Source organism: Streptomyces sp. NRRL WC-3626 (assembly GCF_000718785.1).
Taxonomy (GTDB): domain Bacteria; phylum Actinomycetota; class Actinomycetes; order Streptomycetales; family Streptomycetaceae; genus Streptomyces; species Streptomyces edwardsiae.
On the sequence record NZ_JOCA01000002.1, the window covers coordinates 200,211 to 218,369 of the forward strand.

15 protein-coding genes are annotated in these 18,159 nt (G+C 68.9%); 3 read left to right on the top strand and 12 right to left on the bottom strand.

Going from position 1 to position 18,159, the window contains the following annotated elements:
- Nucleotides 1-5: 5 nt before the first annotated feature.
- The 9 genes from IF28_RS0103570 to IF28_RS0103615 form a co-directional block, all read right to left on the bottom strand.
- Entirely contained in the window at nucleotides 6-1,223 is a 1,218-nt protein-coding gene (locus IF28_RS0103570; protein WP_051713625.1) for an MFS transporter, read from the bottom strand.
- Between the two features lie 101 nt (nucleotides 1,224-1,324).
- A complete protein-coding gene (locus IF28_RS0103575) occupies nucleotides 1,325-1,687 on the bottom strand; it encodes a hypothetical protein (RefSeq protein WP_006379141.1) in 363 nt (120 codons plus the stop codon).
- Nucleotides 1,669-2,916 carry a glutathione synthetase gene (locus IF28_RS0103580; protein WP_030213738.1) on the bottom strand — a complete coding sequence of 416 codons (1,248 nt, stop codon included), beginning with the start codon at nucleotides 2,914-2,916 and terminating at the stop codon, nucleotides 1,669-1,671. Before IF28_RS0103580 ends, IF28_RS0103575 begins: the two co-directional genes overlap by 19 nt.
- 35 nt (nucleotides 2,917-2,951) lie before the next feature.
- A complete protein-coding gene (locus tag IF28_RS0103585; RefSeq protein WP_030213741.1) occupies nucleotides 2,952-4,259 on the bottom strand; it encodes an ATP-grasp domain-containing protein in 1,308 nt (435 codons plus the stop codon).
- 70 nt (nucleotides 4,260-4,329) lie between these two features.
- Complete coding sequence (locus IF28_RS0103590) at nucleotides 4,330-5,022, bottom strand: HAD-IA family hydrolase (RefSeq protein WP_030213744.1); 693 nt, start codon at nucleotides 5,020-5,022, stop codon at nucleotides 4,330-4,332.
- Nucleotides 5,019-6,188, bottom strand: a complete 1,170-nt coding sequence (locus IF28_RS0103595) for an MFS transporter (protein ID WP_030213747.1) — start codon at nucleotides 6,186-6,188, stop codon at nucleotides 5,019-5,021. The genes IF28_RS0103590 and IF28_RS0103595 overlap by 4 nt, the downstream gene beginning before the upstream one ends.
- Before the next feature lie 121 nt (nucleotides 6,189-6,309).
- Nucleotides 6,310-7,590, bottom strand: a complete 1,281-nt coding sequence (locus IF28_RS0103600; protein WP_030213750.1) for an MFS transporter — start codon at nucleotides 7,588-7,590, stop codon at nucleotides 6,310-6,312.
- A 200-nt stretch (nucleotides 7,591-7,790) separates the two neighbouring features.
- Nucleotides 7,791-8,147 (bottom strand): SH3 domain-containing protein, encoded by a 357-nt coding sequence (locus tag IF28_RS0103610; RefSeq protein ID WP_006378930.1) that lies wholly within the window; start codon nucleotides 8,145-8,147, stop codon nucleotides 7,791-7,793.
- Between the two features lie 250 nt (nucleotides 8,148-8,397).
- Nucleotides 8,398-8,751: an SH3 domain-containing protein gene (locus tag IF28_RS0103615; RefSeq protein ID WP_030213753.1), complete on the bottom strand. Its 354-nt coding sequence runs from the start codon at nucleotides 8,749-8,751 to the stop codon at nucleotides 8,398-8,400.
- A 683-nt stretch (nucleotides 8,752-9,434) separates the two neighbouring features.
- Here IF28_RS0103615 and IF28_RS36935 point away from each other — a divergent pair.
- The 3 genes from IF28_RS36935 (at nucleotide 9,435) to IF28_RS0103635 (ending at nucleotide 11,777) form a co-directional block, all read left to right on the top strand.
- Entirely contained in the window at nucleotides 9,435-9,998 is a 564-nt protein-coding gene (locus tag IF28_RS36935) for a DNA-binding protein (RefSeq protein WP_078620867.1), read from the top strand.
- 471 nt (nucleotides 9,999-10,469) lie between these two features.
- Entirely contained in the window at nucleotides 10,470-11,168 is a 699-nt protein-coding gene (locus tag IF28_RS0103630) for a hypothetical protein (RefSeq protein WP_158713646.1), read from the top strand.
- A 39-nt stretch (nucleotides 11,169-11,207) separates the two neighbouring features.
- Nucleotides 11,208-11,777, top strand: coding sequence for a hypothetical protein (locus IF28_RS0103635; RefSeq protein ID WP_030213761.1), 570 nt, complete (start codon nucleotides 11,208-11,210; stop codon nucleotides 11,775-11,777).
- 73 nt (nucleotides 11,778-11,850) lie between these two features.
- On the opposite strand, the gene IF28_RS0103640 is transcribed toward IF28_RS0103635, so the two are convergent.
- Genes IF28_RS0103640 through IF28_RS0103650 form a run of 3 tightly spaced genes read right to left on the bottom strand, consistent with a single transcriptional unit; the run spans nucleotide 11,851 to nucleotide 18,143 of the window.
- Nucleotides 11,851-12,387: a hypothetical protein gene (locus tag IF28_RS0103640; RefSeq protein WP_030213764.1), complete on the bottom strand. Its 537-nt coding sequence runs from the start codon at nucleotides 12,385-12,387 to the stop codon at nucleotides 11,851-11,853.
- A gap of 45 nt (nucleotides 12,388-12,432) precedes the next feature.
- Nucleotides 12,433-15,852 carry a hypothetical protein gene (locus IF28_RS0103645; protein WP_078620836.1) on the bottom strand — a complete coding sequence of 1,140 codons (3,420 nt, stop codon included), beginning with the start codon at nucleotides 15,850-15,852 and terminating at the stop codon, nucleotides 12,433-12,435.
- A complete protein-coding gene (locus tag IF28_RS0103650; RefSeq protein WP_234324878.1) occupies nucleotides 15,849-18,143 on the bottom strand; it encodes a hypothetical protein in 2,295 nt (764 codons plus the stop codon). Before IF28_RS0103650 ends, IF28_RS0103645 begins: the two co-directional genes overlap by 4 nt.
- Nucleotides 18,144-18,159: the final 16 nt, after the last annotated feature.

Here is an 18,159-nt window from a genome sequence, read left to right on the forward strand (position 1 = left end):
CGTGGTCACGTGCTGGGGTTCGGCGACGGCGGTGGGAAGGACCGAGGACGTCTCCGTCCGCGGGTGGCGCAGAGCACGACGAGGGCCGCGGCCCCGCCAGCCGGCAGGAGCACGCGGGCGAAGGAGAGGCCTGCGGCAGCGGTGCCCACGGCGCATCCGAGGTCGAGAGCCGCAACTAGCACGGCGCTGGCCTCGGTGACCGTGCCGGCCGGCGCCAAGCGGACGGTGAGGAGATAGGCCGCGCTGAGCAACGGGGCCATGACGAGGCCCGGGAGCAAGCACGCCGCGACCGCGAGAAGGGAGTTCCCAGCCGCCAGCAGGGGGATCCAGCCCGTCGCGAAGCCAGCGCAGAGGATCACCAGATGCACTGCCGTTGGGCCGGGCCACGAGCGTGCCCCGTACAGGAGTCCGCCGACCAGGGCACCGGCGGAGACGGCGGCGGGCAGTGCGCCAGATAGACCGGCGTACTGGAACTGGTCGGTGAAGGTGACCGCGAGCGGGGTGAGGGCACCCATGGGTACGCCGATGAACAGCATGGCCGTGTAGAGAACGCGCAGTTGCTGAGACCGCAGCGGGCCCAGCCAGTCCACTTCGCGAGGCTGCGCCGTCCACGACCGCGACGGGGGTGCGGTGACGACGAGGAGCGTGCCCGCCAACCCGACAGCTGCCGTCGCCACCACGGCCCAGCGAGCCGACGACGTGTAGGCCAGGGCGGCCACCAGCAAGGGGCCGACGATGAAGATCAACTCTTGCACGGCGGCGTCCAAAGAGACAGCGACCCGCTCGTGCTCGCGGTCCGGCATCAGTGGGCTCCACAAGGCACGCAACGTCGCGTCGAGCGGGGGCTTGGCCAGTCCGGCCAGGGCCACCGCTGTAAGCACGACCCCCCATGAGGCGCCGTCCGCCGTGAGCAGAAGGAGTCCGGCGGCCGCGGTGGCCGCGCTCGTCGTCAGCACTCCTGTCTGCCCGTGCCGGTCGACCAGGCGGCCGAGCAAGGGCCCGCCCACGGCGTTGGCCAGCAAGTACACGGCAGCCAGTCCGCTCCCCGTCTGCAACCCGCCGTTCTCGGTGCCGATCAGGACGATGGCGAGGGGCGCCATTCCCGATGGCAGGCGTCCTATCAGCGTGCCGATCAGCAGCCGGGCGGCATGGGGCACCCGCAGCACGCTGCGATAGGTGACAGCGCGCAGTGGCCTGTCGGCCTTGGCGGGGGCGGTCTGCACAGGGTCTCCTGAGGACTGATGGGATGGCACCGGGAAGGAAGGGATCCAGGTGGGGGGCGGACGGGCTCCTTCGGCCCGGCGCCGGGGGGCTGACTGGCTTGTCAGCTGTGGGACCAGGGGCCGAGGACGCTGCTGGCCGGAACGGCCACCAGGTGCAGGTGGTCGGGGAGAGAGTCCTGGTAGTGGGCGAGTTCGGCGGTGCTCACGGGCGGGGTCGGTGCCCGGTCGGCGGCCGATTCGAGGGCGGTGAGGACCTCGGCGTCGATGTCCGGGGGGCCGTGCCAGCGCAGGACCAGCAAGTCATGGCCTTCGCGGTTGCGTTCGGGCAGAGTCCGCCCCGCCTGCGGTGCGCTCCACAGGGGCAGGGGGTCGACAACCACCACCGCGAACAGATTGGGGAGGCCCTGGCAAGCGGCCTGGACCCGCGAGGCCGAAGGCGGGACGGTCATGAGGGGCGAGTGCATACCGGCCTCCCGTACAGGCCGAGGTTCTCGGCGGCTCGGATGACCTGGTGGTCTTGGTTGATAGCGCGGCTGTCGTCCGCGACAAGGAGGAGCCATCCCGTGGTCTCGTCGGCTCGCACCGGGGTGTCGGCGGTGAGCTCGGTGGTGGCGGCGACGGTGGGCAGCGCGGTGATGGTGCGCAGCAGAGCGTGATCCAGTGCGCCGTCGTGCCGCGGCAGCAGGGCGATCTTCGTGACGTGGGCGTGGGGTCGGTGGCGGGCCGCGGGGCGGTTGCCGGTGGTGAGCAGCAGCGCGGTGTCACGGATGGGGTCGTGGCCGGTGGCCTGGCGCAGCACGTCGGTGGCGAAGTCTGCGTAGGGGTCGGTGCGCAGGGACAGCAGGGCGGGTCCACGGTCGGGGATGAAGGTGACCGTGGCGTGGGCGGGGCCGTAGCGGATGCCGAGGGCAGTGAGCGTGCGCATCGTGTAGAGGGCCAGGGCGCGGGCCAGGAGTCCGTGGCGGCTCAGGAGGTCGGCGCGGCATACCTGTTGGTCGGCAGTGCGGGTCTCGGACCAGATCGCGGTAATGCTGTGGTCGGTGGATCCGTCGGGGCCAGGGCTAGTGAGGGTGTGGATGCGGTAGTGGGTGCCGGCGAGGTGCTCGCGCAGGACCAGCGGCTGGGTGCTGGAGTGGTGGAGGCGGTGCCAGGCGGAGCGGATGTCGTCTTCGGTGCGGCAGACGGAGGAAGGGTGGGGGTGGGTGGGGTCGGGGTGCTGGAGGACGAGTTCGGCTGTCTGCGTGTAGGTGGCCCATTCGAGGGCGTTGGAGAGGCGGGCTGTGCGGATGCTGCGGGGCGCGGTGATACCGGCGTCGAGTAGCGCGGCGCTGGTGAGACCGGCATCGCGGCGGATGTCCGCGGTGTCGAGGGCGTTGCCAGGCAGGTGGAGTCGGGCGGCGAGCAGGTCGGCGAGTTCGGTACCGGCTGGTGAGCCGGCGAGGACGGCTTGGACTCCGAGGCGGTCGAGGTGGGCGGCGGTGCGGCGCAGGCTCGTGCGGTGGGTGACGTGCCGGAAGTAGCCGGTGTTGTCGTCCGGATGGTGAGCGGGTTCGGTGACCGCGACGGAGTTCCAGCCGTGCCGGGCCAGCGCGGGCACGTACCGGTCGCCGGCATCAGCGGGAGCGATGACGGCGGCGGTGCCGGTGCGGTACGCGGGCGCGGCCGCCGCGTGGAGGGGTGCGGCGAGGGCCATGGTCGGGTCTCCTGTGTGTGTCGGTGCCGTGCGGGTCAGGCGACGCAGGCGGTGGTGGCGTTGTCGGGCTGGATGTGGATGCCGCTGCGTTCTTCGACCAGCTGCAGTCGCCGGTGGCAGGTGTCGGGGTCGGGCCCGGTGACCACGGCCAGTGCCAGGCGGTCCAGCAGCGTGGCGCGGGGCGGAGCGTTGACGTGGCTGCGGGGTGCGGCGATCCACTCGAAACGGTCGAGCCAGGCGGCGAACACGCCGGTGTGCCGTGCCGTGACGTGACCGGTGACGGGCGGGTAGAGGAAGCGGACGGCGGCGCTCTGGTGCTGGCTGGGGACCAGCTCGGGGTCGGCGCCGACGGCGAGGTCGGCCGCGATCTGCGGCAGATTGAGGCCGGTGGCCAGGTGGACCAAGTGCGGGATGAGGTCTCCGCCGAGCCGGGCATTGATCTCGACGATGCGCGGGCCCTGCTGGGTCAGGCGCATCTCGACGTGCATGACACCGCTCGTGATGCCGACCGTGTTCAGGGCAGCGAGGGCCACCTCGTGGATGCGGGGGTCGGCCAGGAGAGGGTCGGTGGTGTCGACGAGGTGGCCGGTCTCCTGGAAGTCCGGTTCGTCGCCGAGATACTTGCGGGTGATCGCGGCGATGTGGACGGTCTCGTGGCCCAGGACGACGCACTCCACGCTGATCTCCGGACCATCGAGGTACTCCTCGATCAGCACGCCCCCGGTCCCGGTGTTCTCCAGCCCGAAGAGGGTCGCGCCGCGGGCCGCCTGGTAGGCGTCGCGGACTTGATCGGCCGTGTCGGCGCGGCGCACGCCGGCGCTGCCGCCCATCGACCGCGGCTTGAGGACGACAGGGCCGCCCAGGAGAACCGCGTACTCGACGGCGGTCTCGGCGTCCGGGACGAGGTAGGAGCGGGCCGAGGGCACGTTGGCCGCGGCGAGCAGGGAGCGGCTGAGGTACTTGTCCCGGCAAGCCTCGACGGCGCTGGGGGTGTTGCCGGGCAGCATGAACCGCTCCGCGATCCGGGCGGTGAGGGCCACGTGCTGCTCCATGTAGGTGAGCACCCCGGCAACGCCCTGGTCAGCGGCCAGCGCGGCAACGGCCTGGGCGACGGCCTCGGTGTCCGCCAGGTCGACGGCCATGGAGATAGCCGCGTGGTCGTTGGCCCAGGCGGGAGGTTGCTCGTCGAGGAGGGCGACGCGGTGGCGGGCGGCGATGTGCTGCAGTCCGTATCCGCGCCAGATGCGGCTTCCAGCGCCGATGAGGACGAGCAGCGGTGATCCCGAGGAGTGCCATGTGCTTGTCACGGCACGGGAGTTGGGGCGCAGGGCGGTCAGACTCATGGTCGGATCTCCGGTTCGGTGATCGGGATGCGGCGGGTGCCGGTCCGGTGGGACGGCGTCGCGAGGGCGGTCATGCGCTCGTAGCGAGGACGCCCGGGCGTGTGACGGCGGGCGGCCGGGGAAGCCGGCGGGTGAGTGCGGCCGGGTCGCCTGTGTAGTGCAGGCCCTGCAGGCCGAGCTGCTCGGCGGCTTCGACGTTGTCCAGCCGGTCGTCGACGAACAGGGTCTTTGCGGGGTGGGGCATTCCGGCGGCCTCGAGCGCGGCCTCGTAGGCCCGTTTGTGGGGCTTGTTCACTCCGATGCGGGCGGAGTAGACGGTCCGGCTGAACAAGGTGGCGCACCATTCGGCGTCGTCGAGGGCGTTTGCCAGCGGTTTGGGCGCGTTGGACAGGAGTACGAGGCGCAGCCCGGTGGCGTGGGCTGTGTGCAGGAGGTCCAGCACGGCGGGGTCCGTGGCGGTCCACATGTCGAGGTCGGCGCTTGCGAGGGCGGCCAGGAGGGTGCTGCCCGCAGGCGCGGTGCATCCGTTGCGCAGCAGTCCGCTCCAGAACGTGTGGGTGGTGGCGGTGCCCTGGTCGTAGGGCTCCCGCCGCTGCCAGAAGGCCTGTTGGAAGGCGTGGGTCTCCTGGGGGTGCCAGCCCGCGAGTTCGGCGAGCCGGGCCCACTGGGGCGGGCCGGGCTGGCGGCCGATGACCCCGTTGTAGTCGAGGATCAGGGCCTCGAGGCCGGCGCCGCTGGGGGTGGTGGGCTGGGAAGAGGTCAACGGGACTCCAGGGCTCGGTGGGAGACGACAGCGACGGTCGCGGTCAGGACGACGAGCAGGGCCAGCGCGGTGGTCAGGCTGGTGAGCGAGGCGATCGCCCCGATGGCGGCCGGTCCGGCGAGCAGGCCGAGGTAGCCGATGGTGGCGACGGTGCCCACGGCGCGTGGTCCTCCCCGTCCGGCGGCTGTGATGAGGGCCGGCATGGCCGTGGACAGGCCGGCTCCGAGGGCCATCCAGCCGAGCAGGGCGGCCGGGGCGCTGCCGGCGATCAGTGCAGCGCCGAGTCCGGCGGCGGCGAGGGTGGCGCCGGCGCGTACCAGGGCGGGTGCTCCGTAGCGGCCGGTCAGCCGGTCGCCCGCGAGCCGGCCTACGGCCATGGCGGCGCTGTAGAGGGCGTAGGCGGCCGCCGCTGTTGCCTCGGAGCTGTTGAGGGAGTGCAGGTGCACTGCCGACCAGTCGGCGGCGGCGCCCTCGGCTAGCAGGCACGCAGCGGCCAGGGCGCTGAGCAGCCACACCTTGGTGTGGGAGGTCTGCGCCGGCTTTGCCTCGTCCGGAACCGCTTCGGGACGCTCGGGTGCGTGGTCGAGGGAGGTGGTCGTTCGTACGGCCGGAACGGCGGTGGCAGCGGCGAGCACCGTGAAGGCACCGACCATCGCGAACAGCACCTCGTGGGACATCCAGGTGGTCACGGCTGCGAGCGCGGCCCCGCACAGAGCACCGATCGAGTAGGCGGCGTGCAGCCCGGACATGATCGACCGCTGGAAGGCGATCTCGCAGTGAACGGCAGATACGTTGCAGCCGACGTCAAGCAGCCCGTGTGCGAAGCCGAAGACGACGGCAGCCGCGATCAGGGTCGGCAGCGTGCGGCACTGGCCGAGGAGAGCCAGGGCGAGGCCGAAGACGACGGCGGGGACGACCAGCAGTCGGGAGGGACCGTGCCGGTCGGCCAGGCGCCCGCCGAGCTGGAGCCCGGCGACCATGCCGGCTGCGGCGCCGAGAAGAACGAGTGACAGATGGCCCGTCCCAAGGTTGGCCACCCTCTGCACTGAGGGCATCCTCGTGCCCCAGACCGCCATGACGAGGCCCATCACGGCGAAGACACCGAGCAGCAGCCGTCGGTCGCCCGTCGGCGGTGCGGACTGCTCGGCCGGAGCGATCGCAGTCATCGGCCTGCCCCCGGCGCGGGCGTGGGCCGGGCTGTCGAAACAGGAGGCCATCTGTGCGGTGCTGCCCACGAGTTCGGGCATGTGGTGCTGTGTCTCATGGTCCGGTTCTCCGGTTCGGCGGTCAGGTAGAGGCGGGGACAGGGACGGCGGTCACACGGGAGGCGGTGCGGCGCTGGGTGAGGCCCGCGAGCGGCAGGCACAGGGCTGCGCCCATGGCACCGGCGGCAAGGGTGGTAAGCGCGGCGAGAACCCCACCGCCCGAGGTCAGGGACACGGCCGCGAGAACCGGGGCGATGATCACGGCGACGGCGAGGGTTGAACCCCAGATCCCGGCGTACAGACCACGGGCGTGTACGGGCGAGATCTTGGTGACGATGTCGTTGGCGGCGATGAAGAAGACGATCTCTCCGGGGACGGCCGCCGCCACGGCGAGGCTGTAGCCCGCCGTGGTGTCGGCGAGGCCTGCGCTGCCCATGCCCGCGCCCAGCAGGAGCGATCCGACGGCGAGCAGGCCGGTGACTGGCTGGGACCCGTCGCAGCGGCGCCGCAGCCACGGGTTGAGCAGCGGGGTGAGCACGACGACGGCGCCGGCGTTGGCGACCTGTGTCCATCCGTAGGCGTCGGCGGCGAGCCCGTCGTCCTCCATCAGCAGCGGCAGCACGGTGAACATGCCGGCAGCGCAGGTCAGGGCGGCCACACTGGCCATCCACAGCAGCCACAGGCGGGCGTCGCGCACGGCCGAGCGCAGCGGGGTGCGCGCGGCGGGCTCGCTGGGGCGGGCGGAGGCGGCCGGGGTGTCGTCGTCGAGGTAGCGGTGGGCGAGCAGGGCACAGGCCGCGCAGGCGGCGGCGTTGAACCAGAACAGCACCGGGAAGCCAAGCTGTCCGGCCAGCAGGCCGCCTACCGCGCCCGTGATCGCCGCGCCGATGTTCACGGCCCCGTGGCGCCAGCCGTTGACGGCGGCGCGCTGTCCGTCGTCGGCGATGAGGTCGGCGATGGCCGCGGAGACAACCGGCCTCGGCGCGTCGTATACGATGCCCGCGATCAGGGCTCCGGTGCACACGGCGGCGAACGCGTGTGCCTGGGACATCACGGGCAGGCAGACGGCGGCTGTGAGCATGGCGGCCACGAGGGTGCGGCGCCGGCCGAGCCGGTCGGCGGCCCAGCCGGTGAGCAGCTGGCCGACGAGCCATCCGATGCCGAAGACCGCGAGGGCCTGGCCGACAGCGGCGGTGGTGTAGCCCAGGTCCTTGAGGTGATAGCTGAGGAAGGGATAGGCGAAGCCGAAGCCGCGCGCCACCAGGGTGATGACGAGCAGTGCCCAGATCGTCGGCGGCCAGGGCCGCGGTCGGGACGGTTCGGCGTCCTTGGCGGTGGAGACGGGCATGGTGGTGGCTGACACGGAGGCTCCGGGGAAAGCAGGGGTGAGACGTTCCTGGTGGGGCGGCCGGCGTCAGCTGGTTCGGGCGCCGGACGGGAAGGGCGGCGCGTGGGGGCGTCGCCGTGGGCGGACGACGCCCCCACTGAGCAGCCGGGCCAGCGCCCGCGCCGGAAGGACGCGGGGATGTCGCTCCAGGGGATGGAAGCGAGGGGCCGGGCCGGTCAGCCGGCCAGCTGGTAGAGGCCGTCGTCGCGCACCCAGCCTCGGGTCCCCTTGGGGATGCCGGACTTGGAGCGCTGGGTGAGCTGGCTGTAGTCCCAGTTGCCGCGGCTGCACAGCACGGTCAACTTGTCGCCCCGGTACAGGAGGCCGCGGCTGGCGTAAGCGGTGGATGGGCCTGTGCGGTAGTTCCAGCCGGCCTTGGCCACGGTGGCGCCGTAGTTCGGCCAGTTGACGGTGCACTTGCTGTTCTCACCGACGGCGTGCGCGGCGGGAGCGGAGGCCACGGTCAGGGTGGCAGCGGCCGCGAGTGCGAGGGCGGCGGGCGCAACCGAGCGGAGGGCGAGATTGCGGATCATCGGGAAACAACCTTCCGAAAGGGGGGAGGGGCACGGCGTCGCCCCGTCCCCGGCCAGGGCGTAGCCACTGGTCGGGGCCCCTGCGTCAGAAGTGCGGCGTGAGGCCGCCCTGTCGGGCATGGGAAGAGGCGCGTCCGGTGCTGGGCGCTGTGTGGGGGTGCGGAGTGGTGCGTTGGTGAGTGATGCGGGGCGTATGTCTGCCTGATGACGCCTTGAGTTGCCCGGCGTGGATCGGCGAGCCGCGGCCGGCTCAGTCGAGCTGCATGGGGACGCAGTCGTAGGCGTACTTCTTGGCGACCCAGCCGGTGGTGTTCTTGGCCAGCCCGGTCCTGGACTTCTGGCCGAGCTTGAGCTTGATCCAGGAGCCCTTGGTGGCGACCTTCTTGCCCCAGTCGCGCTTGTAGAGCAGGCCCTTGGACTTGTAGGCGGTCGACGGCCCCGTCCTGAAGTTCACCGCGTTGGTGTTGATCTCGTAGTAGACGCGCGGCTTGCACGGCATCTCGGCCGCAGTGGCGGCCGGGGCGGTGGTCGCGGCCAGGCCGGCGGTCACCGACAGGGCAAGCATGGCCGTGGCGGCAATTCGAGCGGGAGCACGAAGTCGCATGGGATCCCTTCAATTCATGGGGTGGCATGGCCGGTGGGGCGAGACGCCCCACCGGCCGCACGGGCCGCTGTCAGTGCATGGACGGTGGGCATGGCTGTCCGAGGCGCCGGCGGTTCTATGCGGCCTTCCTCCGGCGTGCGACCGAGGCCTGAGTTGTCGTCATGGCATCGCGCCGCAAGGCAATGGATGCAGCGGCAGTGGCTCCGACCTGAATGGCCTGCATGGGAATCGGGCGAAGCGAGACTGCGCGAGACGCGGCAGTGGGGACTCGTACTCGACTCGCCGAGGAGGCACGCACGGTCGCAACCACACCGCAATCAGCGGAAGAGTCGCGCCCGAACATGTTGCCCGCCTTGTATAGAGTGGACCGAGTGCCTATTGCGCTCTATTGAAACACGACTTGGAATGTCATTCAATAGGCGATCGACTGCGACTCGATGAGCGCCACTGCGCGGGGCGTCTGCAGTACTGGCTGCGACGACAAGACCGACCTGAACTTCTTCGCCAGGTGCGCCTCTTCTGGCGCCTGCCCTCGGCCCGAGGGGGCGCGGATAACACCTCTCTCGGGACCGGTTACGGGTCTGTGTGACGACGCCCGGGAGTAATGTGACAACCCACCTGGGGGCCGCGCCGAGCGCGCCTATGATCGGTGCATGCCGTCGTCCCTTCCCACGTCCCTTGCTGTGTCCGACGCCATCACCCACTACCGCCAGCTGCGCGAGCTGACCGTCGACGAGCTGGCCTATGTGCTCCGGATGCTCGATCACCCGATCTCAGCCGATGCCCTCGCGGAGATGGAGCGATGTGCTCGCCCCGTGACCGTCGACGACCTCGTCGCGATCGCCTACGCTCTCGACACGACCCCCGCGGTGCTGCTGTCGCACATCCCTATCGACATGCCGGAACCCGAAGGGCCCCTCGCTACCGGGCTCCCGAGCGACGTCGACCAGGCCGAACTCCGTGCCTGGCTCGAGGGGAAGACCTCGCTCGACCGCGAGTCGCGGGTGGGCTGGTGGAAAGAGCGGGTCGCCCGCCTCAGGGTCCGGTCGGCGCATCACGAGGAGCAGCTGCAGGGCGCGTACGCGGAGCTGCGCGAGCTCGGTGACCTGGCGCTCCAGGAAGCTGACGCCCCGCCTGTGCAGCGTCTTCGGTGGCGCATCCAGGACGGCGAGCACGCGCTCAACCAGTCCGAAGTCGCACTGGCGCTGACTGAGCATCGACTCGACAACCTCCGAGAAGGCGCCTGACACCCTAAGTCCTGGCCAGTCAAAGTCACCTATCCATAGGCGACTTTGACTGGCTGTCTGTCGTTAGGTGGTACATCTGGTACATCAATCTGCAATACTGACAGTGCGCTTGTGAATGCCTTCGCAAGTACTCATGTACGAGAAGAAAGCTCGGAAATCGGTCGGGTGGTCCTCAAGGGGGCCAGCTTCGGCTCCCAGGCGTGGTCGGGATCGGGGTCTCGGGGATGCAGTTTGGAACTGCGGAGCCGAGACGCTGGTCCCTGTGAAGATGGCACCGCCTGGACACGCAGAACTGAACGAGAGAAAGCGGGGGCGATTATGACTGAGGATCAGCCTCAGTTACCCGAGCAGCCGACACAGGGCCATGCAACAGCATCACAGGCCGTGCCGCCGCGACCGCAGGTTCCGCCAGTTGTCACGGCCGAGCAGTGGGCCGCCGGGTTCCGGCAGACGCATCTCCGCGAGCCGACGATGCCCGAGTACCAGGCCGCCGTTCAGGCTGGACTGATCGCTCCCGAGCACCGGCCCCGTGATCCGTCGATGCAGCAGATGACCAACGGAGCCAAGCAGGTCGTCAACGGTGCCCGGGACTTCTTCAACACCAAGGTCGCGCCGGTCGTCGAGAACTCTGGAGCCAGGGAGTTCCTCAGCAACCGCGTTGCCCCCGCCGCGCAAAGCGCCGCGCGCTCGATGCAGCAGAGCACCTCGCGTCCCGGACTGGCCAAGCTGAGAGGGCTGGCCACCTTCATCCTTCCCGCCGCGGCGTTCCTGGCGATCATCTCGCTGTTCATGCCGGTCGCTTCAGCCATGGGCTTCTCGGTCAACTACTTCAGCGACGAGGCCGGCGGCGAGGGCGGCTTCCTGCTCTTCACCATGCTCGTGGCCATCGCCGCCTCTGTCGTGGCAGTCATCCGCAAGACGAACTGGTCCCGCGTCACCGCCGGAGTCGTGGGCATCGTCGCCGGCCTGATCGGCATGATCGACGGCTTCGGGACCATGGGCTCCGTCAGCGGCACCCGCTACGCCTCCGTCGGAGCGGGCGTGGTGCTCCTGGCGCTGCTGTCGGTCGTGATGCTGGCTGCTGCAGTCCTCATCCTGCTGTCGCCGCGTCAGGCCTCTGCGGTTCCGCCGATGCCGAGCATGCCGCCGGTCCAACCTCCGCAGAGCTGAACCAAACCGACTGTCCAGAACGAATGAAGGAAGAACCCCATGAACTCCACCAGGACCGCACGTGCGACGCGGACCAGGATCGCCGTGTCCGCCGCGGCCCTGGCCGCGGGTGCTCTCATGCTCACCGCCTGCAGCGGGAGCAGCGATGCTGCTTCCTCGCAGAGCCCCAGCAGCAGCCAGGCCTCCAGCTTCGACGGTGCCTACATCGCCATCACCGACGGGGCGCGCGGCGGCATCGCCGCAATCGACGGCCACAAGATCACGTACATCAACGTCACCGCTGGCGACCAGCAGTGCCAGCTGACCACGAAGGCCCTCGACGACATCAAGCACGGCTCGATCGTCAAGGACGGCAAGACCGACAAGGGTCAGTACCAGGTTCTCTCAACCGGCACGATCAACGACAGCCGGACCAGTGTGCTCTGGGACGACGTCAACGGCTCCGACCAGACAGGCACTGACCCGGGATCCGGCTCGATCTCGATGTCGAACAGCATGATCACGCTCGGGTACACCTTCGCCTACTCGATCGACCAGGTCCAGCTCATCCCCGCCGACAGCGACCAGGCGAAGACCTTGATGGCCAAGGACTGCAACCAGCACAGCTGATTGCCGCACCACCCCAGGCAGCACAGAACCCCCTGGACATCACGTCCACGGGGTTCTGTCTTTTCTCTGACACCTACTCCTGGAGCTGCTGCGCCCGGTACTCCTCAATCGTCTCCGGTGGCCGGCCGTACTTCGGCGCGTGCTGCTCGGCGAAATCCAGCTCAGCCCACGCTGCCGACTGCCGGATCCTCGACCGGGCGACCACGACGAACACCGCGGCACTGATGGCGATGTTGAGCAGACACCACCCAGCCAGCAACGCCGTCAGCACCACAGGCAGACCGTCCTCGATCGCCATGGTGACCAGAACGACCAAGCCTGCGCTGTTGCCCAAGAGGCTGGCCACGTACCCCTCGAACGTGCCGGACAGGTGCGCCAGAGTCCGCGGCTCGTCGCGATGCCGCACAGCGCGCATCATCTCGCCGACGAACACCACGGTGGCCACAGCCGCCGCAGTGCTCAATGCCAGTTCGCGGATCCCGGTGATCCACCATCGCGCCGAGCGACACCAGCCACGCGGGAAAACGCCGCGAAGCCTCGATCCCAGCCTCATGCTCTTCCCCTTCTCCTCCTGCCGCGCAAAGACGACGCACCCGGTGAGGACGACCATTGCGTTCATCCTCAACGGGTGCGTCAGCCCTCCACGCTCGCCCGATCAGTCCTGCCGCTTCTCGCGTCGGCCCCGGCGAAGACCACCGGCCGGCCGCTGCTGCGGCTCCGGAGTCTCCACGCTCTGAGGAGCCGGATCGGCAACCCGGCGCGGACGGGGACGAGGGCGCGGAACCGGAGCCTGCCGCGGCGAAGAAGCCGGTGCAGGAGCCGACGTCCGCGGAGTCTGAGCCCGCGGGGCGGGCGCCTGGCGCGGCGTCGGCGTCGCCGCCTGGATCGCACCCGGCTGACGCGCTGCCTGCGTCCGAGCCGGAGTCCGCGCACCAGGCGCAGCCGGAGTCTGACCCGAAACCGGAGCGGCCACGGGACGAGGAGCCGACGTTCCGGCTCCCAGCTGCCTCGGAGCCGGGGTGCCCTGAGCGGAGCGCGTCGGACGCGTGCTCGGCGAGGCTGGCTGCTCGAAAGCAGGGACAGGCACAAGAGCAGGAGTAGCTCCGCCGCTGAAGCGCTGCGGTGCAGCCTGCTGGTTGCCGCCCTGCTGCCTCTGCGCACCCTGGGCATCCATGCCGAACTGCGCCGGGCCCGTCTGACCGGCGACGGTCCTACGGCCTCCGCTGGTGGGAACAGAACCAGCGCTGCTCTGCCCCTGAGCACCACCGCGAGAACTCGACGGCTCCGTCGACGAGGCCAGAACCTCGCCGGGGATGACCTTGTTGCCGTCCGAGGTGTACCCGAGGTTCGACAGGCCGCCCTGGTTGCTCAGGCCCAGCGCCGTCTGCTTGTCAGAGTGCGAGCTGCCCGCTCCACCACTCGTCAGCTGCAGCGGGCCACCCTTGTCGTCGGGGCCGTCACTCTGGCCGGACGCGCCCAGGGCACCAGCAGGACCGCTGCCGCCCGGCAGAGCCTTGGCGTCACCGCCGCCGCCACCGCTGCCAGGACCACCGTCCAGTGCCGGGCTGTTCGGATCGCCCGGGCCACCCTCGCCGCCGCCCTCCAGGGCCAGCGCCTGGTTGCCCGCGGTCAGCGCCGTGGGGTCGCTGTTCGTACCGCCGGCGTTCGTCGACGCCGTCTTGCCCGCGGGCTTGCCCGTGCTCGGAGACGCCGGGCCGCTGGTCTTGCTGTTGAACCCGTTGGCGAGCTTGTTGCCCATGGCCATACCCGCGCCGGCCCCTGCACCTGTGGCCAGAGCAGGCATCAGCCCACCCTTGTCCGGCTTCGGCGCGGAGTTGGTCTCCAGGAACTTGTCCACGAGCTTGGTGACCACCTCGTCCATCGCCTGCAGCACCGTCTTGCGGACCCGCAGCAGAGCGAAGGTGATGCCCATGATCATCAGCGACGAGATGAGTGTCAGGATCACCACGATGGTCCCGCCGAGCGCAGCGCTGCCCCACAGGCCGCCCGGGCTCATGAAGCTCGACACGGGCCCGGCCATGATGTCCGGGACCGAGATCAGGAACTCCGAGACGAACTGGTAGATGAACAGCGTGACGAGGACCTCCAGGATCAGCGCCATGGAGTAGACGATTACCTTGGCGATCGCGGCCATCGCGCCCAACGTCGCGAACGGCACGGCCGCTACGAGGCCGAAAATCCGCTTGACCGAGCCGGCCAGCATGCCGATGGCGTACCAGAAGCCGAGCAGGACGATGGAGCCCAGGACCGTGGCTGCGTTGGACCAGTACATGAACTTCGCCGGCCCCGTGCCCACCTGGCTGACGGCCATGTGGTTCTCGCGGGTGAAGCCGGACGTGGCGTTGTTCGAGCTGTACATGTTCAGCGAGCTGGGGCTGAACCCGGTGTTGAGGTAGTTGTACGCCGCCAGGGGAGACAGGTTGCACGAGGAGGGCGTCTTGCCCACCGTGAAGCCGCAGCCGGCCTTGGTCCCCGTCGTCGTGAAGACCGTCGAGTCCTTGCCGGGACGAGAGGAGGTCAGGCCCGTGCCGTCGGTCGAGATCACCGGGTGATCCACCGGCTTCGGCCCCTTCTCCTCACCGAAATCCTCCACGTCGCCGTAGCTGTCCTTGTCGACGAACCAGCTCTTCTTGACATCCGCGCTCTCGTCCAGCTGCGTGATCGAGCTCTTGATCCCCGACTCGAAGTCGGAAGCTGCGATCTCGTTGCTGCCGATGTACTTGCCGATGATCCCGAAGGTCGAGAACACCGCCTTGAAGTCGTCCGACGCACCGGTGCCGACGGAGACCGTGCCGTCCTTCCAGGCCGACTCGGCGTCGTTGGCCTTCGTGCCGATGCTGATGCCGTTGAACGTCGCTCCGTGGGACTGCTTGTTGATCGCCAGCGCGCTCGTGCGCACCGACATCATCGCGTCAGAGCTCGCCTGGTCGCCGTTCCAGGAGACAGTGGCCTGGTCCGGGATCCCGAGGCGGTCGTTCATCATCCACGCCTCGAAGTCGACGTACGTGCTCAGCACGACGCGCGTCGGACCGGCATGCTGGCCGAGAACCGAGTTGTCGAACTTGTCGAGCACGCTGGTGTACATCGAACCGATGAGCGGCAGACCGACGCCGATGAAGACGACGCGCACGATGAGCTTCTTGATCGCCGAACCCCGGTCCATCTTCTTGAACATGACCAGGCCGAGGAGCAGGAAGCCGATGAAGATCGGCACCAGCACTTGCCACGAGATATCGACAAGCAGGCCATACCAGCCACTGATCCAGTGCTGGAGGCCCGAGAGCGCGCCGCCTCCGGTGTCACCTCCCGTCATCCCGTCGGCGAAGGTCGGATTGACCGCCCTGACCGCCTGGTAGAACCACATGAAGGGGTTGATGAGCTTCAGGAACTGGAGGACGACGTAGAACAGCGTGCCGACCGCCAGTGCCAGGGCGTAGAGGACCCAGATGATGGAGCCTCCGATCACGCTGACGATCTGGCCGCCGATGCCCGAGGACATCGTGTCCAGGCCGAGGTCGTTGTTCGCGGCCCCGAAGTGCGCGTAGTCGAGCATGCCCGAGTACTTCGCGTTGCCCTTGTCGTCTTTCGCGGCCAGAGTCTCGTACGTGACGGTCTGGGAGGACCCCGAGACCTCGGCGAAGAACCAGCCCACGATGTTGCCCAGGCTGAAATCCGGGTCGGCGTAGCCGAGCATGGAGCCGCCCGAGGCCGGGCTGCCGACGACCGGCTTCCACTTGTCGTGCATGCCCTTGTCGTTCGACGGCGAGTTCTCCTCGCTGAAGTACGAGCTCGCATTCGAAGCCAGCTGGTAGAGGCTGTAGTTGTCGCGCTCCTTCTGGTCGTCCGCGGACGCTGGCGAAGAGGCAGCCATCATGAGGACCGGCACGAACAGCGCGGCCAGGAGCACGAGGGCGAGCCCGCGCGCGAGCCTGCCCTGGCGGGCTCCGCCACCGCCGGGGCCGGCCCAGGCACGCATCCGCGCCACCGCCGTGATCGTCCCGTTCATCGTCTCTCCCCTGCTCCTCGCCTTCGTATCAGCGCTGACCTCGTTCATGCCTTGACCAGCTTCTTGGGCTTTGGCTTCCTCGCTGGCCGCCTTGCGCCGTCCTCAGGCTCCTGCAGGCTCTTCTTGCCGTCGCGGCGCTTGCCCCCGTCGCTCTGGCCCGCGTCAGGCTCGCCGTCGCCGCCCTCGCTGTGCTTCCGGATGCTGGTGAGGTTCGCGCCCGGTGCAGGCTTGTCGTGCATGATCGCGTCCATCCGCGCCGCCTCTTCGGCCCTTGCCGCCTCCAGGCGGACCTGCCTGCGTTGGGCCTCGCGGTAGGGGTTGATCCCCAGTGCCAGGTCCAGGTGGAAGACCACGTTGGAGACGCCCCGGCGCAGATACGTGAGGTTCTCGCCCTTGGTCGTGATGAGCTGGGCGAGATCCGGTGGAATCCGCTGGTGCAGCTGCTTCTGGTACTCCGCCACCGTGCCGTCGCGCATCGGGCCGAAGAGCGTGTAGTCCGCGGCGTCGAACTTGTTGAAGTCGCTGTCGGCCAGCATCGTGTCGACGTCGTTGTAGCTGTAGACCACCCGGCCGCCACGCTCGTACATATGGTCGAACTGGTCCTTGATGTACTTCTTCACCCGGTCGTCGATGTGCTCGGTGCCGTGGATGATCACCGTGTCGCCGAGCCCCAGCTTGCCAACGGCGAAGCCGACGATGTTCACCAGTTGCGCCATCGCCACGCCCTTGCCGCGGCGCATGAGCCGCGAGAAGTCGTAGACCACGCGCCGCGAATCCCGGACCCCGTCCACGGCCGAGGCCGTGTGGTTGTTGAACAGGTCGCCGTTGGTGCTCAGCATCGCGTTGGCGATGCCCCTGAGCACGTTGTAGGCGCGCAGCTGGTCCGGGTCGGTCTTGCTGGAGTTCAGCAGTGCCTTGTGCGCGGTTGCCAAGTAGGAGACGAACATCTGAAGACGCGGCACCTGGGTGTGCGGGATGTTCACCACGCGCAGGCGGTGACGCTGCTCCTTGGCGTTGTGCCGCCACATGCCCTGCTCGATGTAGAAGTCGGTCGCGGTGTCTTCGAGGGCGCTGCGGATGATCGAACCGATCGCTCCGTCGCTGGTCTCGTAGAGCTGCTCGAACATCAGCTTGAGCTTCTCCATCTGGGCGGAGAAGACCATGAGCTCGTCCTCCTCCTCGCCGAACATCTCGAACATGTTCACATCACCCTGATTCAGGTCCACGCGCGAGGTGAGCCGCTCGAACTTCGGGCCGAGCTTGTCGAGGTTCGCTCCGTCGAGGATGAGGTGGACGACCTGGCCGTTGTTCAGCAGCGCCGCCTGAGAGATCTTCGAGCACCACATATTGGCCACCCGCTGGCGGTCGAGGTACTCGCTGAGCGTGGCATCGGCGACGATCGCGCTGTGGTCGTAGGCGTTGACGTCCATGAGTACGGCGCTGTTGTTGACGTCGCCGACCATGTAGCCGACGTACTCGCCGCCCTTGTCGTTCAGGCCGTTGGTCACCAGCGAGTACGAGCCGGCCAGCTCGGTCGAGGTGAAGTGGAAGCCCTTGCCCTTCTTCTTCTCGTTGTTCTTCCAAAGGCCCGAGAGCTCCTGACGCTGCTCGCCAGCGTAGGGCGCAGCCTTCAGCGTGCCGAATCGGTCGATGTACAGACGCGTGACCCGGTCGATCGTGTCGTCCAGGGTCGCCAGATCGGGGGCCTTGAGGAAGAGCCGGTTGTGCACCGAGAGGTAGCTCGCACCGTCCTGGATCTCGCCGATCGTGATCCCGAGGTCACCGGAGATCTTCGCGGCCTTGCGCTTGGAGGAGGTCGTGCCCGTCTCCTCCTGCTCGTTCGCATCCAGCCGGTCCAGCTTCTCCGACTGCTTGGTGTACGAGTCGATCCACTTCTCATCCATCCGCTTGACCTGCTCAAGCACGACGGCGGTGACCCGCTCGTCCAGGCCGTCCGGGATCCGGTCGATACCCCAGAAGGCGGCGAAGTTGTCGTGCGCGGCGTCGTCGTGGAAGTACGCCAGGATGCAGGCGACCGAGCCGTCGACCTCGAAGTAGTCGGAGCGGAAGAGGTACTTCTCCTTCGGCTTCAGCGCGAGCAGGTGAGGGTAGGCGTCGAACGTACCCTGGAGGTGCTTCACCTCCCGGCGGCGCTGCCACCAGTTCTTCTTCGGCTCGGCGGCCTCATCGGCTGCGCCGTCCGCCGGCGCAGCGTCCTGCACGCCCTCAGCCTGAGCAGCACCGTCCGCGCGCAGATCATCGACCACAAGCTCCGCGGTCTCATTCGTCTCGTCAGGCTTCTTTCCCGGAATGCCGAGCTGTGCCCGGACTTTCGTCATCAGCGCCATGGTGTCC